This is a genomic window from Nesterenkonia halobia (genome assembly GCF_039536005.1).
GTDB classification, from domain to species: domain Bacteria; phylum Actinomycetota; class Actinomycetes; order Actinomycetales; family Micrococcaceae; genus Nesterenkonia; species Nesterenkonia halobia.
The window spans coordinates 42,493-65,176 of record NZ_BAAAYG010000003.1 but is presented as its reverse complement, the minus strand read 5'-3'; the positions used below and the strand labels follow the sequence as shown (position 1 = coordinate 65,176).

The following is a 22,684-nucleotide window of genomic DNA, read 5'->3' as shown; positions in this document are numbered from 1 at the left end:
ATTCCGCGGATCCGGCGCCGCTCGAGTCACACCTGGATAACTCTTGTGAATCTGCAGGGTCGTGGGTTGGAGAGCGCCTTCCCGCTGGCTACGGTGGGGCGCATGTCCCTCGGCTCCCGTCTGTTCCGCACCCCCGTCCGGCGATCGCCGGCGGCCGGTGCGGCGGCCGCCGGTCTCGTCGCGGCCCTCGCGCTGACCGGAGCACCGGCTGCTCAGGCGACGCATCCCGCCTACCCCGCCTACCCCGCCCCGGGGCAGCCGCTGCGCGCTGAGCAGCCGGATCCCTCGACGAGCATGGTCGCCAAGGACGGCGAGGACCTGCGCGTGGCCACGCTGGACGCCGGACTGACCGGGCGCGACGCCGAGACGCTGCTGGCGGACCTGCGCGACGGCGAGGATGCGGCCGCGGAGACGGTGGCCGCCACGGCGCAGATCGCCGACCCCGACGTGCTGGTCCTCACCGGCGTCACCCTCGATGAGGAGGGGAGGATCGCCGAGGTGCTGAACTCGGACTACATCTCCCATGGACAGAGCGGGAACCGGGGCCTGACGCTGGAGCATGTCTTCACCGCCGAGACCAACTCCGGCGCCGGCTCCGGCACCGACCTCGACGGAGACGGCCGCATCGGCGGGGCCGGGGATCGGCTGGGCTGGGGAGCCCATCCCGGCCAGGAGGGCATGATCGTGCTCTCCTCGGTGCCGATCGACCGCGACGCGGTGCGCACCTTCGGCGACTTCCGCTGGGTGCAGATGCCGGGCAACTCGATGCCGGACATCCTCGACACGCCCCTGCAGCGCGCCGTGCCGCCGGTGAGCAGCACCTCGCTCTGGGACGTCCCGCTGGAGGTCGGCCGGCAGCACCTGCACCTGGTCGCCACGGCCAGCACCGCGCCGCGCTCGGACCGGCGGATCGACGCCTTCCGCGCGATCGACGAACGCCGGATGCTGGCCGACTATGTCGCCGGCGCGGCCGGGCAGGGCTGGTACCTCCGCGACGACGACGGCGAGGCCGGCGGCCTCGCCACGGGATCCTCCTTCGTCGTCGCCGGCGCGCCCGCCACGGCGGAGACGCTCTCGGCCCTCGGCGACGACGCGCCGTCGGCGGTTCGCGAGGCCGCCGAGGAGCGGCCGCTGCTCGACGCCGACGGGCTCCAGGACCCGGAGCCCCGGCCGGTCACCGACGAGCCCGTCGCGGAGCGCGGCGACGAGCAGGCCGGCTCGGCCCCGACCGACACCCGGTCGCTCGCCGGCGGCGAGGGGATGCGCGCCTCCTACGTGCTCCCGGACGCGGATCTCTCCGTCCGGGACGCGGGGATCTTCTGGCCCGCCGCCGACGAGTACGGCTCCGGGCTGGTCGACCCGGCCGACGGCGAGACGCCGCAGGACCGGCTGGTCTGGACCGACATCTCCCGCGGCTCGCTGGACGGCGACGCCTGAGGCCGTCGGGCCCTCCGGCAGGTCGATGCGTTAGTCTCCTGACGTACGCCCGCCGACCCTCCGGAGCCGCCGCATGTCCTCCTCGCTGATCCGCCGCCGCTCGTCCTCCGACGCGGAGATGACGTCGTCGCCCCCGGCCCCCGTGCCGTCCGGCTCCGCCCGGAGCCCGCGACGTCGGCGCTCCGCCGCCGCGACGCCGCGCCGCGGCGGCACGATGATGCGCTCGGCGGCGACCCGCTTCGTCGGCCGTCAGGCGCTCACCGCCGCGCAGCGCCGCGCCTTCACCGACGACGGCGAGCTCACCCCGACGGCGGAGAGCTGGCTGACCCGCGCGGTGACTGTGCAGCGGCCGCTGGTGCTGGCCAATCTGCGCCGGCTGCGGAAGGCGCATCCGACGCACACGAACCGGCAGCTCGCCGAGGAGCTGGACCGCGAGTTCGTCCGCACGATGACCGGCGGAGGAGCGGTCATCGGCGCCACCGCGGCCGTGCCCAGCGTCGGCACGGTCACCTCGCTGGGCCTCTCGGCCGCGGCCACCGGCGGCTTCCTGGAGAGCAGCGCGCTCTACGCCCAGTCGGTCGCCGAGCTGTCGGGGATCTCCACCGAGGACCCGCAGCAGGCCCAGCTGCTGGTGATGTCGGTGATGCTCGGCGACGAGGGACGCGAGCTGCTCGGCGAGCTCAACGAGCAGGCCGGCGGGCGCAGCACCGGCCCCTTCGCCTCGTTGGTGCCGCTGACCTCCCCGATGGGCTCCTCCTCCGGGCTGACCGGCCTGGTCGTCGAGCAGATCCGTCGACGCTTCGTGCGCCGCTTCTTCGTCCGGCAGGGCACCTCCATGCTGGGCCGTGCGCTGCCCTTCGGCATCGGCGCCGCCGTCGGCGGCGCGGCCAACCACCGGCTGGCCCGGCAGATCGTCGACTCGGCGCGGGAGACCTTCGGCGAGCTGCCGGAGGAGACGCCGCAGTCGGTGGTCGACGACTTCGCCCGCGGGCTGGAGCGGGAGAAGCAGCGGGCCGAGCGGCGGGAGAAGCGCACGGCCGCGAAGCAGCAGAAGGCCGCACGGCGCCGGCTGCGGCGCGGCGCCGAGCCGACGACGCCCGAGCCGACGAGCTCGTCGCCGGCGTCCGCCGAGGAGCCGGAAGCGGACGAGCCGGCGGTTCAGCGGGATTTCACCTGATGCTCAGCCGCTGAAGGCCCGTCGGGCCTGCCGCGGGCCGGCGCGGAGGCCTATCCTCGAGATGTGCAGACGATGAGCGGATCCGCCGGACAGCCTGAGGACTCGACCTCGTCCCTCGCCGGGCCGACACCGGCGACGACGGCCGCGCCCCGGGCGGACAGCAGCCTGGTCCCGGACGACCTGCAGGCGGTCGGCGGCGGACGACGGCGCGCCCGGGTCTTCGCCCACCGCGGCTCCAGCGGGCTGTTCGCCGAGCACACCCGGGCGGCCTATCGGCGCGCCCTCGAGGAGGGCGCCGACGGCCTGGAGATCGATGTGCACCTCAGCCGCGACGGCGAGGTGGTCTGCTTCCACGACGCCACCGTCGACCGCACCTCCGACGGCGCCGGCGCCGTGGCCGACCTGACCCTGGGCGAGCTGCGCGGACTCGACGTCCACTCCTGGAAGACCCCGCACCTGCCGGCGGAGTACGGCGCCGCCTCCGAGCAGCTGATGACGCTGCACGACACGCTGGAGCTGCTGGCCGACGCCGGCCGCGACGTGCGGCTGGCCGTGGAGCTGAAGCATCCCTCGCCGTACGGGCACCAGCTCGAGGAGCGGGTGCTGCAGGTGCTGTTCCGCCACGGCTGGGACCCGGAGACCTCGACGCTGCGGGGCCGGCCGCCCGAGCCGGGGACCCCGGCGCCGCAGATCGTGGTCTCCTTCATGAGCTTCTACCCGGCCGCGCTGCGGCACCTGGCCGAGATGGTCCCGACCGAGCGGCTCTGCGCGCTCTTCAACGACGTCACCGCGCGGCAGGTCACCCGGCGGGTGGAGCATCTGAAGTTCTGGGCATTCGCCGCGCGCCCGGTCGTCTCGGCGGTGATGCGCGGCGCCTCGCGGGATGCCGAGGCGCTGGTGTGGAACGCGCGGGTCGGCATCGCCGGCCCGGGGCTGCGGACTGTGCGCCGACGTCGGGCCGAGGTGAAGGCCTGGCTGGCCCGCGGGACCACGCTGCGCGTCTGGACGGTCGACGACCCCGCCGATGCGCAGTTCCTGCTCGACCTCGGCGTCGGCGAGATGACCACCAACCGGCCGGCCCGGATCATCGAGGCGGTCACCGCGCCGCAGACGCCGGATCGCCGCTGAGGCTAGTCTGGGAGCATGATCGTCGCATTCTCCGTCTCCCCCTCGGGGGAGCCCCAGCCAGGACATGCCCGCGCCGAGGACGGCTCGGTGAGCGAGGCGGTGGCCGCCGCGGTCGCCGTCGTCCGCGCCTCCGGCCTGCCGCACCGCACCGGTTCGATGTTCACCGAGATCGAGGGCGAGTGGGACGAGGTCTTCGCCGTCGTCAAACGCGCCACCGAGGCCGTGGAGCCCTTCGGCAGCCGGATCTCGCTGGTGCTCAAGGCCGACATCCGCCCCGGACGCTCCGGCGAGCTCGAGGGCAAGGTCGAGCGGCTCGAGCGGACCCTCGACGAATGAGCCGGGGGCACGGGGCGCCTGCGGGGGCCGCGGACTCCGGCCGGATCGTGGTCGTCGGCTCGACGAACGCCGATCTGATCGTGCGCACGCAGCGGCACCCGCGTCCGGGCGAGACGCTGCTGGGCGAGGACCTGGACACGCTGCCCGGCGGCAAGGGCGCCAATCAGGCGGTGGCGGCCGCGCGGCTCGGCGCCGCCGTGCAGTTCGTCGGGGCCGTGGGGCGCGACGCCTTCGCGGCCGTCGCCCGGGACGGGCTGCGTGCCGCCGGGGTGGACGTCTCCGCGCTGGCCGAGGTCGAGGGCCCGACCGGCACGGCGATCATCACCGTCGACGCGGCCGGGGAGAACTCCATCGTGGTGGTGCCCGGAGCCAACGGCGCCGTCGACGCCGCCCGGGTGGAGCAGGCGCGCGAGACGGTCGCCGCCGCCGACGTCGTGGTGCTGCAGGGCGAGATCCCGGCCGCCGGCAGCGAGGCCGCCGCCCGCGCCTGCACCGGTCGGCTGATGCTCAACCTCGCGCCGGTGATCGCCGTGGACCCGGCGGTGCTGCGGCGGGCCGATCCGCTGGTGGTCAACGAACACGAGGCCGCGCGGGCCGCCGAGATGCTCGGAGCCGTCGACGCGGCCGCGAGCCCCGTCGCGGCGGATGCCGTGCCGGACGCCGTCGCGCCGGACGCCGTGGAGCGGGGCGTCGTCGAGCGCCTGCTGGCCGCCGGCGTGCCCTCGGTGGTGCTCACCGTGGGCCCGCGGGGCGCCTGGATCGGCGTGGGGTCCGCGGAGCCGACGCGCGTGCCGGCGCCGGGGGTGGACGCCGTGGACACCACCGGCGCCGGAGACGCCTTCGTCGGAGCATTGGCCGCCGGGCTGGTCCGCGGCGAGGCGCTGGCCGATGCGGCGCGGCGCGCCGTGCAGGTGGGGGCCTTCGCCGTCGGCCGCCGCGGCGCCCAGCCGTCGTATCCGGCGGCGGAGGATCCGCTGCCCGGCGACTGAGCGCGCCGCGCGCCGACGGTGCTCGCCGACTCTACTCGCCGACCACCGGACCGAACTCCGCCCGGTCCTCCAGCCGCGGGTCGCGGGACTCGGGGACCACCATCAGCGGCCCCTCGGCGTGGTGGAGCACGCCCTGGGAGGTCGAGCCCAGCAGCATCCCGGCGAAGCCGCCGCGGCCGCGGCAGCCGACCACCGTCAGCTGGGCGTGCCGGGTCTCGTTGACCAGCACGTCCACTGCCGCGCCGTCGATGACCTCGGCCTCGATGTGCAGGTCCGGGTGGTGGCTGTGCAGCCAGCGCCGGCCGTTCTCCAGCTTCTCCTGCAGCTCCTCGGCGGCGGAGCCGTCGTCGACGTCGGCGGGGATCCACACCAGTGTGGCGCCCAGCGGCGGCAGCGCGCAGACGATGCGCAGCGTGGTGCCGCGCTCGACGGCCTGGTGGGCGGCCATCAGCGCGGCGATGCGCCCGTGGTCGGAGCCGTCGACGCCGGCGACCACCGGCCGGCGGTCCTCGTGGCGGCTCGCCTCCGAGGGCGGGGTGCTCTCCGGCGCGACGATCGGGATGGCCCCGGTGGAGGTGGTCACCGCGTTCTCCTCCTGGCAGGAGAAGGCCAGCGGCACGACCACAGTGGGGCACTTCGCATGCGCGGGCAGCGCCGAGGAGACCGAGCCGAGCAGCCGGCCGAAGAAGCCGCCGCGGCCGCGGCTGCCGACCACCAGGACCTCGGACTCGCGGGAGAAGTCCAGCAGCACGCCCGCGGCGTCGCCGGACTCGATGAGATAGGAGACCTCCCCCGGGTAGTCGCGCAGGAACTCCTTGGCCTGGTCGATGACCTTCTCCGAGCCCTGGCGCAGCGAGGACTCGTCGAGGAGGGCGTAGCCGCCGTCCATCGAGGAGGCGGCGAAGGCCGGCAGCGCGTAGGCGGTGACCACGGTCAGCGGGAGCTGGCGGCGGTCGGCCTCCGCGGCGGCCCATTGGGCGGCGCGCAGCGACTGCTCCGAGCCGTCCACGCCGACGACGACGCCGAAGCGGCGCCGGCGGGCGGCGCCGGCGCTGCGGTCCTGGTCCGATGTGCTCATGATGACCTCCACTTCCGCACCGTCCGTGCGTCGGGTGATCCCCATCGTAACCCCTGGTGACCTCGGACACGAAGGGTTCTGACCTGCGACGACTGCGCCCCGGCCGCTCCTCGTGGGAACGGCCGGGGCGCAGCGGGCGCGTCCTGCCGGACGCGGGGGGAGCGAGGGGTCAGAGCAGGATGATCATGCCCACGATCGCCGCGCTCATCAGGTTGGCCAGCGTGCCGCCGAGCACCGCCCGCAGACCCAGCTGGGCGATGTCCGAGCGGCGGTTCTTGGCGATGCCGCCCAGGCCGCCGAGCAGGATGGCCATCGAGCTGAAGTTGGCGAAGCCGGTCAGCGCGAAGGTGATGACCGCCTGGGCCTTCTCGGAGAAGTCGCCGGCCTGCGGGGCGAAGTCGGAGAAGGCGACGAACTCGTTGAGCACGACCTTCTGGCCCAGGAAGCTGCCGGCCGGCACGGCCTCCTCCCACGGGACGCCGACGACCCACATCACCGGGGCGAAGACCCAGCCGATGATCTGCTCGAAGGTCAGATCCCCGGCGCCGAACCAGCCGCCGACCTGGCCGATGATCAGGTTGATCAGCGCGATCAGCGCGACGAAGGCCAGCAGCATCGCGCCGACGTTGGCCGCCAGGCGCAGGCCGTCGGAGGCGCCGCGGGCGGCGGCGTCGATGACGTTGCGCGGCTTCTCCTCGTCGTCGCCGACTGCGGCGGCGGCCTCGTCCGCGGCCCGGTCCTCCTCGGTCAGTGTCGCCGTCGCCGTCGACGACTCGCCCGAGCCCTCGGCACCTGCAGAGCCCTCGGCCGTCGAGGCGGCGTCGGTGTAGCGGCTTCCGCCGAGCGTGGTGGCGTCGGTGCGGCCGTGCTCCTCGGCGCCGGCGTCGCGCTCGCCGAAGGACCCGGCCGGGATGAGGATCTTGGCCATCAGCAGCGCACCCGGCGCGGCCATGAAGGAGGCGGCGATCAGGTACTCGAGGCTCGCGCCGAGGCTGGCGTAGCCGACCATCACCGAGCCGGCGACGGTGGACAGGCCGCCGACCATGACGGCGAAGAGCTCGGACTTGGTCATCGTGGGCACATAGGGGCGGATGACCAGCGGGGCCTCGGTCTGGCCGACGAAGATGTTCGCCGCGGCGCTCATCGACTCGGCGCGCGAGGTCCCCAGCAGCTTCTGCAGCCCGCCGCCGATGAAGCGCACCACCAGCTGCAGGATCTTCAGGTGGTAGAGCACCGCGGTCAGCGAGGCGAAGAAGATGATCACCGGCAGCACCGACAGCGCGAAGGGCACCGAGTCGCCCTCGGCGAGGCCGCCGAAGAGGAAGCTGATGCCTTCGTTGGAGACGTTGATGACGCTCTGCACACCGTCGGTGACGGTCTTCAGGACGGTCTGTCCCCAGGGGATGTAGAGGACGAGGACGGCGAAGAACACCTGCACGGCCAGGGCGACGAGCACCGGGCGCAGTTTGATCTTGCGGCGGTCGGCGGAGAACAGGACGGCGATGGTCAGGATGGCGACCATGCCGAGGAGTCCCCACAGGATGTGGGTCAGCACGGGGCGGGTCCTCTCAGGTGGGAGTGGATTCGTGATGTCAGCGGACGGCGCGGGCGACGCGGACGGCACGATGGTGCGGCCGGCCGCGCGGTCGATCGGCGGCGCGGGGCCGGATCCTCCGAGATCAGGTGCGAGTGATCAGGCGGGCGGCCGAGCGCCGGGGATCGGCGACGTCGACGCCGCGGTGGCGGCGGTCCCGGTCGTCCGGATGCAGGGACAGTATGCCCAATCCGTGCGGGCTGCGCCACAGTGCTCGTCGCCGGTCGCTCTGATCTGGAGCGACGATCGTGGCCCGGACGACGCCGAGGGCCCCGGCACAGGTGCCGGGGCCCTCGGGACGATGCGGCGGCCGGGGCCGCCCTCCGGATCAGAAGTAGCGCTTCGCCACCGGGTTCGGGTCCTGGTACGCGTAGTACAGGTCGGTGATCCCGACGCCGGCCTGCGGGTTGCGGGCGTGGGCGAGCTTCCCGTCCCCGATGTAGATGGCCACGTGGTGGGCATGTCCGCCGGACGTCCAGAAGACCAGGTCTCCCGGCTGCAGGTTGTCCAGCGAGACGCTGCGGCCGCCCTGGAACTGCTGGTTCGCCGTCCGGGGCACGGAGACGCCGCCCTGGGCGAAGGCCTGCTGCACCAGCGAGGAGCAGTCGTAGGCCGACGGGCCCTCGGCGCCCAGCACGTAGTGGACTCCCGGGGTGGTGACGGTGTCCACCGCCCAGCTGACGGCCGTGGCCGCGGCGCCGGCGTCGGAGGTGGAGCTGGCGACTGTGGACGTGCTCGACGAGTCGGAGGTCGAGGTCTCGCCGGAGGCCGTGGTGGTCTCCGGCTCCTGCAGCGAGTCGACTGTGCGCTGCAGGGCGGCGTGGTCGATGACGCCGTTGCTGTCGACCAGCTCGTCGTCGGCGAGGATCCGCTCGAAGGTGGCCTGCACGCCGCGGTCCTGCAGCTCGGCCAGCTCGGTGACCAGTCCGCGGGTGCCGGGCATGTACTGCGCGAGGCTCGGGTCGGAGGACTCGGAGCTCGAGGTCTCCGCGTCGGAGGAGTCCGACGAGCTCGACTCCTCGGAGTCGGAGGAGTCCGATGACTCCGGCTCCGGCTCCGGCTCCGGGGCGGTCATCTCGTCGACGCGGGCCTGGATGGCCGCGTGGTCGAGCACACCGCCCTCGGTGTACTCCTCCTGGGCGATGAGCTGGTCGAAGGTGCGCTCCGGCGACTTGCCGAGCAGCTCGCCCAGCTCGCCGACCAGCGAGCGGGTGCCCGGCAGGTACTGCGAGAGGCTCGGCCCGGAGGCCTCGTCGCCGGATGAGCCGGAGTCCGAGGAGCTCGACTCCTCGGCGTCGGAGGAGTCCGATGGCTCCGGCTCCGGCTCCGGCTCCGGCTCCGGCTCCGGCTCGGGCTCCGGGGCGGTCATCTCGTCGACGCGGGCCTGGATGGCCGCGTGGTCGAGCACGCCGTCGTCGGTGGTGTACTCGTCCTGCTGGATGAGCTGGCGGAAGGTCAGCTGCGGGGACTTGCCGATGATCTCGCCGAGTTCGCCGACCAGCGAGCGAGTGCCCTCGCGATAGGCCGCCAGCCCCGAGTCCTCGGACTCGGACTCGGACTCGGCGTCGGACTCCGTGTCGGATTCGGACGCAGCGTCGTCCGCGTCGGCCGGTTCCTCGTCCGCCTGCTCCTGCTCGTCCTGCTCCTGCGGCTCGGGCTCCTGCGGCTCGGGCTCCGGACGCAGCTCCTCGATGCGGCGCAGGATCGCCTGGTGGTCCAGCGCGCCCTCGTCGGTGGTGTACTCGTCCTGCTGGATGAGCTGGCGGAAGGTCAGCTGCGGGGACTTGCCGATGAGCTCGCCCAGTTCGCCCACGGCGTCCCGGGTGTCCTGCAGGTAGTCCGACAGGCTCGGCTCGGAGCTCTCGGAGGAGTCGTCCGCGGAGGACTCGGAGCCGTCCTCCGACTCCGCGCTTGCGGTCTCGGGCGATCCCTCGGCGGAATCTTCCGTCGTTGCGGGCTCCTCGGAGGTCTCGTCCTCGCCGCGCAGCTCGGCGACTCGCTCGTCCAGTGCGTCGAAGTCGAGCACGCCCTCGTCGTCGGTGTAGGCGTCCTTGCCGATGAGCAGCTGGAAGGCCCGCTCGGGACTCTTGTCGCGCAGCTCGGCGAACTCCTCGACCAGCTCCTGCGTGGCCGGCCGATACTGCTGCAGCTGGGCGGCGGCCTGCTGATCCTGCTGCTCCTGCTCGGTCAGCTCGGGCTCCGGCCGCAGCTCCTCGACTCGGGCGGAGAGCGCGGCGAAGTCCAGCAGACCGTCGTCGTCGGTGTACTTCTCCTTGCCGATGAGCAGGTCGAAGGCCTGCTCCGGGGTCTTGTCACGGAGCTCGGCGAACTCCTCGACGAGCGCGTGGGTCTCCGGCAGATAGTTCGAGAGCTGCTGCTCGGGGGCGGCCAGCGAGGTCGGGTCCTCGGAGGGCTGCTCCTCCTCGGGCGCCTGGTCCGAGTCCTCGGCGGAGCGGTCCTCCGACTCCTCGCCGTCGCCTTCGTCCTCCTCAGAGGTCTCCTGAGCGGACTCCTCGGCCTGGTCTTCAGCCGGGGCCTCGTCCTCGGCGTCGTCCTGGTCCTCAGCCTCAGCCTCGGCCTCGTCTTGACCCTTGTCCTGGTCCTCGGCGTCTTCCTCGGCGTCTTCCTCGGCCTCGTCCTGCTCCTCGGAGTTCTCCGACGGAGCGGAGGCGGCGCGGACCTTCGGCTCGGGCTCCAGCTCGGTGATCTTCTCCAGCAGTGCGTCGAAGTCGATCATGCCGGAGGAGTCGACCAGCGCGTCGTCGGTGATGATCTCGCGGAAGGCCTCCTCCGGCTCCTGGTCCTGCAGCGCGGCGTAGCGCTCGACCAGGTTGCGCGTGCCGGCCTGATAGTCCGACAGCGACTGGGTCTCCGGCGCGACCGGTCCCTCATCCTGCTCGGAGGCCTCGGAACCGGCGGACGGCGAAGCTTCCCCTTCTCCGCCGTCCGCCGGATCCTCGGCGTTCTGGTCGCCGGCCGCCTCGGCCGGCTGGTCCTGGGAGACACTCGCCATATCACTGCGGAGGTGGTCGATCCGATACCCGAGCTGAGTCAGGTCGAGTTCGCCGTCCTCGTCGACGAACGCGGAGTTCGCCCGGACCTGCTCCAGTGTGAAGTCGACGTCCCAGTCGTTGAGCTCGGCCAGCTGCGTCACCAGCTCGAGGGCGGTCTCGCCGATCTGGCGGGCTTCGTCGTCGGTGTCCTCGCGAGCGTCCTCGAGCTCGTCCCGCGCCTGCTCGGCGGCCTGGCGCCGCTCCTGGGCCTGCGCGGCCAGGTTCTCGGCCTCGGCGGCCTCCTGCTGGGCCTGCTCGGCCTCCTGCTGAGCCTGCTCGTCGAGCTTCTCGCGGGTCGCGGAGTCGGCCAGCGCGTCCTCGTCCTCGGAGAGGAGCACGTCGCCGGCGCCGGTCTCGCCGTCCTTGTACTGCTCGGCCTGGCTGCGGTCGGCCTTCTCGGAGGCCTCCTGGGCCTCCTCGGCCTTCTGCTCCGCGGCCTCGGCGGTCTGCTCCGCCTCGAGGGCCTCCTGCTGTTCGACCTGCGTGGAGGCCTCCAGCTCGAGAGCTCGCTGGTTGGCCTGGGACAGGCGCTCGGTGATCTCCTCGATCATGCCCTCGCGCGCCTGCGGGGATTCCTGCGCGGCGTCGATCTCCTCGCCGGAGGGGGCGTCGGGCAGCTCGGTCTCGACGATCGAGCCGGCGTCGCCCCGGTCGGGGTTCTGCTGATCGGAATGCGCGGCGCGGTCAGCCAGCAGATCAGGCAGAGTCGTGCCGACCAGAGCAGTCGTCACGACTGCTGCGGTCACAGCTGCCACGCCGAGATTGCGGCGATTCGTCACGGTATGTCCTCACTTCTCACTCACTGGAGCAACGCCACGCACAGGGGCCGGCCGTCCGCCGAGGGAGGGGTGCGGGGCGACGGGGGCCGGGGCCGTCCGGCCGGTCTGCTCGGCGAGTGCCGATCAGGCCGGGCGCGATGGGAATGACGGCGTCCGGGCGTCTGCTCCGCGGCGATGGGAAACACGGCGGCGACCCAGCGGCGTTGCAGACCTCACGGTAATTGCAGGAAGATCACGCGAGCAATGGTCCGTGTCGTTCCTGTGATTCGCCTGTGATCGCCCGATCCGCATGATGCGGGGGATGCGCGGGTCACGAGAAGGTTGCGACAACCTTCAAGTAGGTTGAAGGTTCGATATCCGTGATGCAGGGCCGGTCACGTGGTATGGGGTCAGCCCCACCCGAGACGGTGCAGTGTGGCGTCGTCGATGCCGAAGAAGTGGGCGACCTCGTGGACCACAGTGATCGTCACCTGGTCGACGACCTCGTCGCGCGTCGAGCAGATGTCGAGGATCGCCTCCTTGTAGAGCATGATGCGGTCGGGCATCGCCCAGGGCTCGTTGCCGCGCTCGGTCAGCGGGATCCCCTCGTAGAGACCCAGCAGCACTGTTTTCGGATCCTCGCCCGGTTCCGGCTGATAGCGGTCCTCCACGAAGATCACGACGTTGTCGATCATGTCGCGCAGTCGCTGCGGGATGGAGTCCAGCGCCTCGAAGGCGGCGGCGTCGAACTCCTCGTCGCTCATCGGGAAGGCCATGGCGCCAGTCTACGGGCGCTCTGGGCGCGTGCTCTGCCCGCGCGGGCGCCCATGACGGGGACGATGCCGATTTGCCGGTCTGATCGTGGCGCGATTAGACTTGTCTCGGTCCCCTCGTGGGTTCGCGCCCCCATCGTCTAGCGGCCTAGGACACCGCCCTTTCACGGCGGCGGCACGGGTTCGAATCCCGTTGGGGGTACCAGGCTCGCTGGGCCGTTCGATCGGAAGGATTCTTCCGTCGCTCGGGGAGGCGGGTCGAGGCGCCGAGTTGGTGCTCGCAGGGAAGCTCTGATAGAGTTTTTCTTCGTGCCCGCCCGGCACATAAAAGAACAAGGCCCTGTAGCGCAGTTGGTTAGCGCGCCGCCCTGTCACGGCGGAGGTCGCGGGTTCAAGTCCCGTCAGGGTCGCTCCTCTCTCTGACAGAGAATCTGACCGGAGAGCGGATCATCCCGCGAGGATGATGATCTGGCTCTGTAGCTCAGTAGGTAGAGCGTTCGACTGAAAATCGAAAGGTCACCGGATCGACGCCGGTCGGAGCCACAGTCAAGACCCCCGGGAATCTCCCGGGGGTCTTTCTGCGTCTCGGGGATCCTCGGAGGGCCGGGCGCTGTCCGGGCCGTGAAGGCCGTCAGTGTCCGCGTCGACGGGTGAGGCCACAGGTCGCCCGGATCGCCGCGACGACGACCGAGGCGCCGAGGAGCGTCCCGACGAGGATCAGCACGGCACCGACGAGCGCGAGGCCGGACTGATCGGACGGGACGGCGGTGAGGGCCCAGGCGGCGGCGAAGGCCAGCGGCGCCACAGTGAGCAGGGCCGGCGACGGCACGAGCCGCTCGCCCACGACGACCAGGAGGATCCCGGACGCTGCGCAGCCGATGGCCTGCCACAGCGCATAGGGGCCTGACGTCTCGCCCGTCGCCGGATCATGCTGGTAGCTGTCGTCCCATCCGAACCATCCCCACCACAGCCCTGCCGCGACCAGGGCCAGAACGGCGAGGCGGCCGGTGCGGCCGACGGCGGGCCGGAGGGACGGAGAGCGTTGCATGCCACCAGTCTCACAGGTTCATGCGGTGTCACGGAGCTGGAGGATTCCGGCGGCAGTCACCGGAGGATCCGCCCGACGGCTCCGCCCGACGCGCCCGTCCGACGTCGGCGGCGCACCAACCGTCGACGGAGACAGCCTCCTGCGGCTACTTTATGAGCACCGGCGCCCGGTCGCCGCATGATCACCGCATCGCCGCCCTGAGGAGGACCTATGACGCAGCCACCCGGCACTCCCGATCCGTCGGGCCAGCAGCCTCCGGAAGGTCAGCACCCGCAGCAGGGGTATTACCCGCAGCAGGGCCAGCAGCCTCCGCAGCAGGGGCAGCAGCCGTACCCGCAGCAGTCCCGGCAGCAGTCCAACGCCGCCGAGGCCAAGGGGTTCTTCGGCGCGCTCTTCGACTTCTCCTTCCAGAGCTTCATCACCGTCAAGTTCGCCACGTTGATCTACATGGTGCTGCTGGTGTTCCTGGCGCTGGGCTGGCTGTTCATGATCATCGGCGGATTCGCCACCGACGCCTGGGTCGGCGTGCTGGCCCTGCTGCTGGGCTGGATCCCGGCGGTGATCTACCTGATCCTCATCCGCGTGATGCTGGAGTTCTACATCGCGATGATCCGCACGTCGCAGAACACCGCCGGCACCCGGATGGAGATCGAGGCGCTGCGTCGCGAGATGCACCAGCGGCGCTGAGTCCGTCCGCCGGCACGACGACGGCGCCCGCCCTCGCGTGCTGAGGGCGGGCGCCGTCGTCGGATGACTCGGCGGGACGTGTGGGAATGAGCCCGTATTCCCACACGTCCCGCGGAGTCATCGTCCGGCGGGGAGGGGCTCAGGCGAGGTCGACGACCACCGGGGCGTGGTCGGAGGCTCCCTTGCCCTTGCGCTCCTCGCGGTCGATGAAGGCGCTGTCGACGCGCTGCTCCACCGCCGGGCTGCCGAGGACGAAGTCGATGCGCATGCCCTCCTTCTTGGGGAAGCGCAGCTGCTGGTAGTCCCAGTAGGTGTAGACGCCCGGCCCGGGGGTGTGCGGGCGCACGACGTCGGCGTAGCCGGCCTCGAGGAAGCCGCGGAAGGCCTCCCGCTCCGGCTCGGAGACGTGGGTGAGCCCCTGCTCGCGGAAGTGGTCGATGTCCCAGACGTCCTCGTCCTGCGGGGCGATGTTCCAGTCGCCGGCCAGCGCGATCTGCGCCTCGGGGTTCTCCTGCAGCCAGGAGGCGGCGTGGCCGCGCAGCGTGGCCAGCCAGTCGAGCTTATAGGCCATGTGCTCGTCGTCCAGGGCGCGGCCGTTGGGCACATACAGGCTCCACAGCCGGAGGTCTCCGCAGGTCGCCGCGATCGCGCGGGCCTCCTGGACGGGGTCCTTGCCGTTCTTGCCGAAGGCCGGCTGGTCGGCGAAGGTGCGCTCGACGTCGCGCAGGCCCACCCGGGAGGCGAGGGCCACGCCGTTCCACTGGTTGAAGCCGAAGTGCGCGACGTCGTAGCCGTTCTGCTCGAAGACCTCCCAGGGGAAGTTGTCGTCCTTGCACTTGGTCTCCTGGATCGCCAGGACGTCGACGTCCGAGCGGTCCAGCCAGGCCTCCACCCGGTCGGCCCGGGCGCGCATCGAATTCACATTCCAGGTCGCAATCCGCATGGAGTCCAAGCTATCAGCGCGTTCTGCAGGCGGCTCAGCGCTGCGGCGGGCCCGGCTGCTGCCAGTGCATCTGCTGCGGCGCCGGCTGCTGCCAGCCGGGCGCCTGCTGGACATAGACCTGCGTCGGCTGCGGCTTCGACCAGCAGGCCATGACCAGCGCGGCGACCCAGCCGAGGAACGTCCAGCCGAGCAGCAGGTTCACCAGGAAGACGCCCCCGACGTTGTGTCGCCGCAGCATGGCGATCACTGTGGGGACGAAGTAGAGCGCCAGGGCGACCAGGCCGGCGACGACGAGCATCCCGGCGACGAGCAGGCCGCCTCCGGCGGCGGCATCGGCATCGGTCATGGGTGGATCCCCCTCTGCAACGTGTGGTTCAGCGCCTCACGCTACCGGGGCCGAGGGGGCCGGCTCCACTCGCCCGGCTCCGCCCTGTGGAGAGGTCGCCGTCGGCCCCGGCGGGATCAGCGCGAGGATCATCGCGGCGATCCAGCCGATGACCGTCCAGCCGAGCAGCACGTCGATCAGCACGGCCGGCCAGAGCCTCTCGGAGCCGCGGGCGACCTCGTGGCGCGAGCGTTCCGTCACACCCTATTGAGGTCGATCCGCTCACTCCACCAGCAGGCAGGCGCGCCTCGGCCGCCTCAGTCCCGCCACCACTCGTCCTGCAGGCTCACCGGCATGCTGCGCTTATGCCGTGTGGCGCGGTGCCGGGCCTCGAGCTGCTCGGCGAGCTCGGGGTCGATCTCGCGCCCTTCGAGATAGTCGTCGATGACGTCATAGGTCAGTCCGAGCTCGGCCTCGTCCGGCTGTCCCGGATTCTCGTCGAGCAGATCCGCCGTGGCCGGCTTCGACCAGAGGTGCTCCGGCGCGCCCAGATGCCGCAGGAGCTGACGGACCTGACGCTTGTCCAGCGTGAACAGCGGCAGCACGTCGGCGCCGCCGTCGCCGTGCTTGGTGAAGAAGCCGGTGACCGACTCCGCGGCATGGTCGGTGCCGACCACCAGGCCGCCGTGTTCGCCGGCGATCGCGTACTGCGCGGCCATCCGCACGCGGGCCTTCACGTTGCCGCGGTGGTAATCGCTGAGGGATCCGTCCACGGAGGAGGCGACGGCGGCGCCGAGCGCGGCCACCGGCTCGGCGATATTCACCGTGTGGGCATGGTCCGGGCCGATGAACTCCAGGGCCGCGGCGGCCTCGTCCTCATCCTGCTGCACGCCGTGGGGCAGGCGCACCGCATGGAAGGCGACGTCGTCGCCGTCGGCGCGCATCGCCTCGACGGCCAGCTGACAGAGCCGGCCGGCCAGCGAGGAGTCCACGCCGCCGGAGATGCCCAGCACCAGCGACCGTGCCCCGGTGCGACGCAGATAGTCGGTCAGGAACTCCACTCGGCGGGCGACTTCGGCGGCGGGGTCGATCTCGGGCTGGACGCCCATCTCGTCGATGATGGCGGTCTGCTGCTCACGCATGCCCCGAGTCTAACGGCGCGGCGCTCGCGGCTGCCCCGGAGCCGCCCGTGGCCGTCGTCGGCCCGGCTGTGACTGCCCCGCCGTCGCGCTGATCGGGGGCGTTCAACGAAGGGGAGGGCGGGGATGGTGCGACGGCGCGACGCCAGTAGGATGGCCCCATGATCTCGACGACCACCGGCAGCAGCACCGAGGTGTCCACCCCCAGCGCCGAGCGTCGGCGGCTGAAGAAGCTGATCCAGCGGCTCGCCGTCGTGCACGGAGAGGTGACCCTCTCCTCCGGCGAGACCGCCGACTACTACATCGACCTGCGGCGCATCACGCTGCACCACGAGGCCTCCCGACTGGTCGGACGGGTGATGATGCGCATGCTCGACGACGCCGGCATCGACTACGTCGCCTGCGGCGGGCTGACGATGGGGGCCGACCCGGTCGCCGCCGCGGTCATGCACGCCGCTCAGGAGGAGGGCCGGGCGGTCGACGCCTTCGTCGTCCGCAAGGAGGCGAAGTCCCACGGGATGGGGCGCCAGGTCGAGGGTCCGAGCGTCGAGGGGCGCAAGGTCGTCGTCCTCGAGGACACCTCCACCACCGGCGGCTCGGCGCTGACCGCCGTCGACGGGGTGCGCGCCGCCGGCGGCGAGGTGCAGGCCGTCGCAGTGCTCGTCGACCGCAACACCGGCGCGCGCGAGCACATCGAGGACACCGCACAGGTGCCCTACCTCTACGCCTACTCGAAGATCGACCTCGGCGTGGACTGACCGGCCCGCGCCCCGGCACGTTCCCCGCATCCGGCACATCCGGCACCCGAGGGGCTCCGGCCCCGAGCGACAGGAGAGCAGCGTGGCTCACTTCCATCCATCCCGCGACCAGCTGGTGCCCGAGGTGCTCGAGGCGCTGCTGCGCACCGCCGCCGTCGAGCGTCTGGAGACCTCCGAGGGAGTCGACGTCCTCGTCCGCGCCGACCATGACCCCGCTGCCGGCGTCGCCGTGGTCAGCGGCGGCGGCTCCGGCCACGAGCCGGCCCACGCCGGCTACCTCGGCGAGGGCATGCTCGCCGCCGCGGTGCCCGGCTCGCTCTTCGCCTCCCCGCCGGTCAGCGCCGTGCTCGAGGCGATCCGCGCCGTCACCGGCCCGGCCGGGGCGCTGCTGGTGATCAAGAACTACACCGGCGACCGGCTGAACTTCGGCCTGGCCGCCGAGCGCGCCCGCGAAGAGGGCCTGGACGTGCGCACGGTGCTGATCCGCGACGACGTCGCGCTGCCGGACATCGAGCAGCCGCGCGGGCTGGCCGGCACGGTGCTGGTGCACAAGGTCGCCGGACATCTGGCCGCGCAGGGCGCCGCGCTGGACGACGTCGCCGCCGCGGCCGAGCGCACCGCCGCCGGGATCCGCACGATGGCCCTGGCGCTGACGCCGGCCACGCTGCCGGGCGCCGAGCGGGACGCCTCCCGCGGCGCCGAGCTGGGCCTGGGCATCCACAACGAGCCGGGCGCCCGATCGGTCGAGGTCTCCGGCGCCGACGACGCGATGGCGCTGGTCCTCGAGACGCTCGACGCCCGGTCGCTCGCCGAGGAGCACGGCGCCCGCGGGCTGGTCGCCGTCCTCAACGACCTCGGCGGCTGCTCGCCGCAGGAGGGACTGGTGCTGGCCGGCGAGCTGCTCGGCCAGCTCGGCGCCGAGCCGCTGGCCCGGCTGATCGGCCCCGCGCCGCTGATGACCTCGCTGGACATGCACGGCTTCTCCGTCACCCTGGCCCCGGCCACCGAGGAGCTGCTCTCGGCCGTCGACGCGCCGACGGCGGCGTCGGGCTGGACGCCGGCGACGACGCCGGGGGAGCCCCGGAGCCGTCCGGCCGGCGGGCCGACCGCCGAGGCCGCTCCGGAGGCTGCGGAGCAGGCGCCGACCACTGACGACGGCCGCGTCGAACAGGCCGTGCGCGCCGGGGCGGCGGCCCTGACGGCCGCGACCGAGGAGCTCGACGCGCTCGACCGCGCCGCCGGCGACGCCGACGCCGGCACGACCTTCGCCGCCGGAGCGCGCGCCGTCGACGAGCTCATCAGCTCCGGCGAGCTCGGCTTCGCCGACCCCGCCGCGGCCGTGCGCCGCATCGCGCGCTCGCTGGAGACGGCGATGGGCGGATCCTCCGGCGTGCTGCTGGCGATCTGCTCCACCGCCGTCGCCCGCGCGCTGGAGACCGGGCGCAGCTGGCCCGAGGCGCTGCAGGCCGGCATCGCGGCGATGCAGCATCACGGCGGGGCCGCCGAAGGTGACCGGACGATGCTCGACGCGCTGCTGCCGGCCCAGCGGGCGCTGGCCGAGGGCGGCGGGCTGTCCGAGGCCGCCCGCGCGGCACGACAGGGTGCGGAGGCGACTGCGGCGCTGACGGCGAAGGCCGGACGGGCCGCCTATGTGCCGGAGGCCGCGACCGCCGGGGCCCAGGACGCCGGCGCCGTCGCCGTCGCGCGCTTCCTGGACGCGCTGGCCTCCGCGCTGCGCTGAGCCGCGGCCGGCGAGGAGAGGACTGGGGAGGAGGCCGCGGTGCTGGACGTGCGACGGCTGCAGGTGCTGCGCTCGGTGCTCGCGACCGGCTCGGTGAGCCGGGCCGCCGAGGCGCTGGGCTACACGCCGTCGTCGGTGAGCCAGCAGATGGCCGCCCTGCAGCGCGAGACCGGGCTGACGCTGCTCGAGCATGTCGGCCGGGGCGTGCGGCCCACGGCCGCCGCCCGGCTGCTGGACGAGCGGGCCGGGGCGATCTTCGACCAGATCGACGCGGTCGAGCAGGCGCTGGAGGACTACCGCGACGGCCGCGGCACGCGACTGCGCATGGAGTACTTCACCACCGCCGGGCAGTCGCTGGTCGCCCCGGCGGTCGCGGCCTTCCACCGCCGGAACCCCGGGGCGCGGGTGGAGCTTCTGCTGGAGCCCGCGGGTGATCCGGCGCTGCGCGTCAGCCGCGGCGAGGTCGACGTCGCGCTGATCTCCAGCGAGGTGCCGGCGGGCCTGGACGGCGTCACCGAGACCCACCTCTTCGACGACCCCTTCGACGTCGTGCTGCCGGCGGATCATCGGCTGGCCTCCCAGGAGGCGGTGGCCGTCGCCGATCTGGCCGGCGAGCCGTGGGTGACCCACGAGTGGCCGCTGGGCAGCTGCAGCGAACCGCTGCTGCGGGCCTGCGCGGCGCACGGCTTCCGCCCGGACATCTGCATCGAGTGCAACGACATCGACACCGCCCAGGGACTCATCGCCACCGGGCTGGGGCTGGGCGTCATGCCGCGGCTGGGCCTGGCGGCCCCGCACGACGGCGTGGTGGTGCGCCCGCTGGTGGATCCGGCTCCGCAGCGGCGGATCCGCCTGCTGCGGGTCGCCGAGCCGCATGCCGAGGAGATGGCGCGGGCGATCACCGGCGTCGACGCCGGCGGCGCCGGGGTGGTGCCGCAGGCCCGCCGGGGCTGAGCCGGGACGCGAGCACCTCCCGGCTCAGAGCGGGCGGAAACCGCCGGGCGGGGAGTTCTCCTCCAGCACGCGCAGGCTGCGCCGCAGCGTGGCCAGCCAGCCGGCGAGGCCGAGGCGGCGCCACGGGGTGCGCTCCGCACGGGGCGTTGCCAGGCGACCGATGACGGTGTGGGTGCCCAGGATGATGCCCAGGACTCCGAGGACGATGATGATCCCGATCATGGCGGGTCCTTTCCTCCGGGCCGATGCCGCCGCCGCAGGCGGGCGGCGTCGTGCGGGCCGGATCGTCGTGGGGAACTGCTCGTGCTTCTGAGCGTTCCACCGGCGACCTGGAAGGACCAGCGAATGATTCTGAAGAACTGTGAAGGTGTGCCGAACGGTCTGCAGGGTGCACCCCGGCGCTGAGACTGTGATTCTCCCCACTCTCCGGGGTCGCGCGGCAGGCGGCCGCGGCGCGGAGTCGAGGTCGCGGATCCGGGACCGGGGCGGAGGAATGGAGCGATGCGAGCTCCGGGAATCCTCCCCGGAGCGTCAGGAGTCGGTCAGTGACGCGAGCAGCTCATCGGCCTGCCGCAGGTTCCGGGCGAGCTTCTCCCGGCGTTCGGCGAGGTCGTCGCGCAGCTCCGTCATCCGGGCGCGCGCCGCGGCGTCGTCCGGGCGGGCGGCCGCGTCGTCGATCGCCTCCAGCGCGCGGGTGATCTCCTCCAGCGAGAAGCCCATGGGCTTGAGCGTGCGGATCACCAGCAGCCGTTCGAGGTCGGCTCGGGTGTAGACCCGGAAACCGCCTTCGGTGCGCGAGGCCGGCAGCAGGCCGACGTCGTCGTAGTGCCGGATGGTCCGGTGGGAGAGTCCGGTCTGCTCGGCCAATTCTCCGATGTGCATCGAGGAGTCTCCGGGCGTCGTCGAATCCTCCTGCGAGGCCTGCGACCCATCATTCATGCTGCGCGTCTCCGTCATTCGCCGGTTCAACCTTCACGTCGCGTCAAGGTAGGGTGAGGGGCGGTCCCCATCGCCGTGGGCCGCGCCGCGCGCGCCCGACGACCATCCGGGCGCCGGCCCCTCATCCTCCGCATGCCGTGCAGGGCTCGTGCCTGCCGGCCTGCCTGCACTCGCACTCCATCCTGTGAAGGGACGATCCGTGACACAGTCTATGTCCGACTCCGCCGCGACGCTGACTCCGGAGCGACGCCAGTCCGTCTGGCGCACGCTGCGCTCGCCGCGCCTGCTGAAGACCGAGGTCCTGGCCGGCGTCGTCGTCGCCCTGGCGCTGATCCCGGAGGCCATCGCCTTCTCCATCATCGCCGGCGTCGACCCGCGCCTGGGGCTCTTCGCCTCCTTCACCATGGCGGTGACCATCGCCTTCGTCGGCGGCCGTCCGGCGATGATCTCGGCGGCCACCGGCGCCGTCGCGCTGGTGATCGCCCCGGTGGCCCGCGACTACGGCGTCGACTACTTCATCGCCACCGTCATCCTCGCCGGCATCCTGCAGGTGCTGCTCTCGCTGGTCGGAGTGGCCAAGCTGATGCGCTTCATCCCGCGCTCGGTGATGGTCGGCTTCGTCAACGCGCTGGCCATCCTGATCTTCACCTCCCAGGTGCCGGAGCTGCTCGGCGTGCCGTTCCTGGTCTACCCGCTGGCGCTCGTCGGGCTGCTCATCGTCTTCCTGCTGCCGCGCGTCACCACGGCCGTGCCGGCGCCGCTGGTCGCGATCGTGGTGCTCACGCTGATCACGGTGACCGCCTCGATCGCCGTGCCGACCGTCGGCGACAAGGGCGAGCTGCCCGAGGCGGTGCCGTCGCTGTTCATCCCGGACGTGCCGTTCACGCTCGAGACGCTGCAGATCATCTTCCCCTACGCGCTGGCGATGGCCTTCGTCGGCCTGCTCGAGTCGCTGATGACCGCCAAGCTCGTCGACGACATCACCGACGTCCACTCCGACAAGACCCGCGAGGGCTGGGGCCAGGGCGTGGCGAACATCGTCACCGGCTTCTTCGGCGGCATGGGCGGCTGCGCGATGATCGGCCAGACGATGATCAACGTGAAGGCCTCGCAGGCCCGCACGCGGATCTCGACCTTCTGCGCCGGCCTCTTCCTGCTCATCCTGGTGGTCGCGCTCGGCGACATCGTCGCGCTGATCCCGATGGCCGCGCTGGTCGCAGTGATGATCTTCGTCTCCTGGGCGACCTTCGACTGGCACAGCATCCGCCCCTCGACGCTGAAGGCGATGCCGAAGTCCGAGACCACCGTCATGCTGGTCACCGTGGCCTTCACCGTCTGGACCCACAACCTCGCCGTCGGCGTCGTCTGCGGCGTCATCATGGCGATGGTGCTCTTCGCCCGCCGCGTGGCGCACTTCGTCACCGTCGAGCGGCACGTCGAGGGCGAGGGCGAGGACGCGCTGGCGACCTACACCGTCGACGGCGAGCTGTTCTTCGCCTCCTCGAACGACCTCTACTACCAGTTCTCCTACACGCACGACCCGGTGCGGGTGCGGATCGACATGTCCCAGTCGCATCTGTGGGACGCCTCGACGATCGCCGCGCTGGACTCGGTGACCGAGAAGTACGAGTCCTACGGCAAGTCCGTGGAGGTCGTCGGGCTGAACGAGGCCTCGGCGGCGATGCGCGAGCGACTGGCCGGCAAGCTGCAGTCCGAGGGCTGAGGCCGGGCCTGTTCCGGGCCCAGGTGCGGCTCGGGCCCACCGGCCCGGCGCGGCACCCATCGAGTGGGCGCTTTGTCGAGGTTCTCCCGCCGATCTCGGCGAGA

21 protein-coding genes and 3 tRNA genes are annotated in these 22,684 nt (G+C 72.4%); 13 read left to right on the top strand and 11 right to left on the bottom strand.

All coding sequences use genetic code 11. The features are described 5' to 3' along the window. Positions 1-102 precede the first annotated feature (102 nt). The 5 genes from ABD652_RS03140 (at position 103) to ABD652_RS03120 (ending at position 5,067) form a co-directional block, all read left to right on the top strand. Positions 103-1,437 carry an endonuclease/exonuclease/phosphatase family protein gene (locus ABD652_RS03140; protein ID WP_344718092.1) on the top strand — a complete coding sequence of 445 codons (1,335 nt, stop codon included), beginning with the start codon at positions 103-105 and terminating at the stop codon, positions 1,435-1,437. Between the two features lie 73 nt (positions 1,438-1,510). Next, on the top strand, positions 1,511-2,614 hold the full coding sequence (locus tag ABD652_RS03135; protein WP_344718090.1) for a hypothetical protein: 1,104 nt from the start codon (positions 1,511-1,513) through the stop codon (positions 2,612-2,614). Between the two features lie 72 nt (positions 2,615-2,686). Continuing rightward, a complete protein-coding gene (locus ABD652_RS03130) occupies positions 2,687-3,742 on the top strand; it encodes a glycerophosphodiester phosphodiesterase (protein WP_344719023.1) in 1,056 nt (351 codons plus the stop codon). Positions 3,743-3,757: 15 nt separating this feature from the next. Continuing rightward, positions 3,758-4,078 carry a thiamine-binding protein gene (locus ABD652_RS03125; protein ID WP_344718088.1) on the top strand — a complete coding sequence of 107 codons (321 nt, stop codon included), beginning with the start codon at positions 3,758-3,760 and terminating at the stop codon, positions 4,076-4,078. Then, positions 4,075-5,067: a ribokinase gene (locus tag ABD652_RS03120; RefSeq protein WP_344718086.1), complete on the top strand. Its 993-nt coding sequence runs from the start codon at positions 4,075-4,077 to the stop codon at positions 5,065-5,067. The genes ABD652_RS03125 and ABD652_RS03120 overlap by 4 nt, the downstream gene beginning before the upstream one ends. 31 nt (positions 5,068-5,098) lie before the next feature. On the opposite strand, the gene ABD652_RS03115 is transcribed toward ABD652_RS03120, so the two are convergent. From ABD652_RS03115 to ABD652_RS03100, 4 genes are all read right to left on the bottom strand, one after another. Beyond that, entirely contained in the window at positions 5,099-6,145 is a 1,047-nt protein-coding gene (locus tag ABD652_RS03115; RefSeq protein ID WP_344718084.1) for a universal stress protein, read from the bottom strand. 169 nt (positions 6,146-6,314) lie between these two features. Beyond that, positions 6,315-7,700: a NupC/NupG family nucleoside CNT transporter gene (locus ABD652_RS03110; RefSeq protein WP_344718082.1), complete on the bottom strand. Its 1,386-nt coding sequence runs from the start codon at positions 7,698-7,700 to the stop codon at positions 6,315-6,317. Between the two features lie 367 nt (positions 7,701-8,067). Further along, complete coding sequence (locus ABD652_RS03105) at positions 8,068-11,547, bottom strand: C40 family peptidase (RefSeq protein WP_344718080.1); 3,480 nt, start codon at positions 11,545-11,547, stop codon at positions 8,068-8,070. Positions 11,548-11,960: 413 nt separating this feature from the next. Next, complete coding sequence (locus ABD652_RS03100; protein WP_344718078.1) at positions 11,961-12,326, bottom strand: metallopeptidase family protein; 366 nt, start codon at positions 12,324-12,326, stop codon at positions 11,961-11,963. A gap of 126 nt (positions 12,327-12,452) precedes the next feature. Here ABD652_RS03100 and ABD652_RS03095 point away from each other — a divergent pair. The 3 genes from ABD652_RS03095 to ABD652_RS03085 all read left to right on the top strand — a co-directional run bounded on the left by ABD652_RS03095 (position 12,453) and on the right by ABD652_RS03085 (position 12,866). Continuing rightward, positions 12,453-12,528 (top strand) — tRNA-Glu (locus ABD652_RS03095). Positions 12,529-12,659: 131 nt separating this feature from the next. Continuing rightward, a tRNA-Asp gene (locus ABD652_RS03090) sits at positions 12,660-12,733 on the top strand. A gap of 60 nt (positions 12,734-12,793) precedes the next feature. Then, positions 12,794-12,866, top strand: a tRNA-Phe gene (locus ABD652_RS03085). Positions 12,867-12,954: 88 nt separating this feature from the next. Here ABD652_RS03085 and ABD652_RS03080 read toward each other — a convergent pair. Next, complete coding sequence (locus ABD652_RS03080) at positions 12,955-13,371, bottom strand: hypothetical protein (RefSeq protein WP_344718076.1); 417 nt, start codon at positions 13,369-13,371, stop codon at positions 12,955-12,957. A 210-nt stretch (positions 13,372-13,581) separates the two neighbouring features. On the opposite strand from ABD652_RS03080, the gene ABD652_RS03075 reads away from it, so the two are divergent. Next, the gene (locus tag ABD652_RS03075) at positions 13,582-14,058 is read left to right on the top strand and encodes a DUF4282 domain-containing protein (RefSeq protein ID WP_344718074.1); all 477 of its coding nucleotides are present in this window, start codon (positions 13,582-13,584) and stop codon (positions 14,056-14,058) included. 139 nt (positions 14,059-14,197) lie between these two features. Here the strand turns inward: ABD652_RS03075 and ABD652_RS03070 are convergent, their stop codons facing one another. Genes ABD652_RS03070 through nadE form a run of 4 tightly spaced genes read right to left on the bottom strand, consistent with a single transcriptional unit; the run spans position 14,198 to position 16,468 of the window. Beyond that, positions 14,198-15,001 carry an exodeoxyribonuclease III gene (locus ABD652_RS03070; protein WP_344718071.1) on the bottom strand — a complete coding sequence of 268 codons (804 nt, stop codon included), beginning with the start codon at positions 14,999-15,001 and terminating at the stop codon, positions 14,198-14,200. A 34-nt stretch (positions 15,002-15,035) separates the two neighbouring features. Further along, complete coding sequence (locus ABD652_RS03065) at positions 15,036-15,347, bottom strand: superinfection immunity protein (RefSeq protein WP_344718069.1); 312 nt, start codon at positions 15,345-15,347, stop codon at positions 15,036-15,038. Between the two features lie 36 nt (positions 15,348-15,383). Further along, on the bottom strand, positions 15,384-15,587 hold the full coding sequence (locus tag ABD652_RS03060) for a superinfection immunity protein (RefSeq protein WP_344718067.1): 204 nt from the start codon (positions 15,585-15,587) through the stop codon (positions 15,384-15,386). Between the two features lie 56 nt (positions 15,588-15,643). Next, on the bottom strand, positions 15,644-16,468 hold the full coding sequence (gene nadE, locus ABD652_RS03055; protein WP_344718065.1) for an ammonia-dependent NAD(+) synthetase: 825 nt from the start codon (positions 16,466-16,468) through the stop codon (positions 15,644-15,646). Between the two features lie 158 nt (positions 16,469-16,626). Between nadE and pyrE the strand changes: the two genes are divergently transcribed. The 3 genes from pyrE to ABD652_RS03040 all read left to right on the top strand — a co-directional run bounded on the left by pyrE (position 16,627) and on the right by ABD652_RS03040 (position 19,918). Next, entirely contained in the window at positions 16,627-17,223 is a 597-nt protein-coding gene (gene pyrE, locus ABD652_RS03050; protein WP_344718063.1) for an orotate phosphoribosyltransferase, read from the top strand. Positions 17,224-17,305: 82 nt separating this feature from the next. Then, entirely contained in the window at positions 17,306-18,964 is a 1,659-nt protein-coding gene (locus ABD652_RS03045; protein ID WP_344718061.1) for a dihydroxyacetone kinase subunit DhaK, read from the top strand. A 39-nt stretch (positions 18,965-19,003) separates the two neighbouring features. Next, positions 19,004-19,918 (top strand): LysR family transcriptional regulator, encoded by a 915-nt coding sequence (locus ABD652_RS03040; protein ID WP_344718059.1) that lies wholly within the window; start codon positions 19,004-19,006, stop codon positions 19,916-19,918. 24 nt (positions 19,919-19,942) lie between these two features. Here the strand turns inward: ABD652_RS03040 and ABD652_RS03035 are convergent, their stop codons facing one another. Beyond that, positions 19,943-20,140: a hypothetical protein gene (locus ABD652_RS03035; RefSeq protein WP_344718057.1), complete on the bottom strand. Its 198-nt coding sequence runs from the start codon at positions 20,138-20,140 to the stop codon at positions 19,943-19,945. Between the two features lie 309 nt (positions 20,141-20,449). Further along, positions 20,450-20,857, bottom strand: a complete 408-nt coding sequence (locus ABD652_RS03030; protein ID WP_344718055.1) for a MerR family transcriptional regulator — start codon at positions 20,855-20,857, stop codon at positions 20,450-20,452. A gap of 211 nt (positions 20,858-21,068) precedes the next feature. On the opposite strand from ABD652_RS03030, the gene ABD652_RS03025 reads away from it, so the two are divergent. Beyond that, complete coding sequence (locus ABD652_RS03025; RefSeq protein ID WP_344719021.1) at positions 21,069-22,580, top strand: SulP family inorganic anion transporter; 1,512 nt, start codon at positions 21,069-21,071, stop codon at positions 22,578-22,580. Positions 22,581-22,684: the final 104 nt, after the last annotated feature.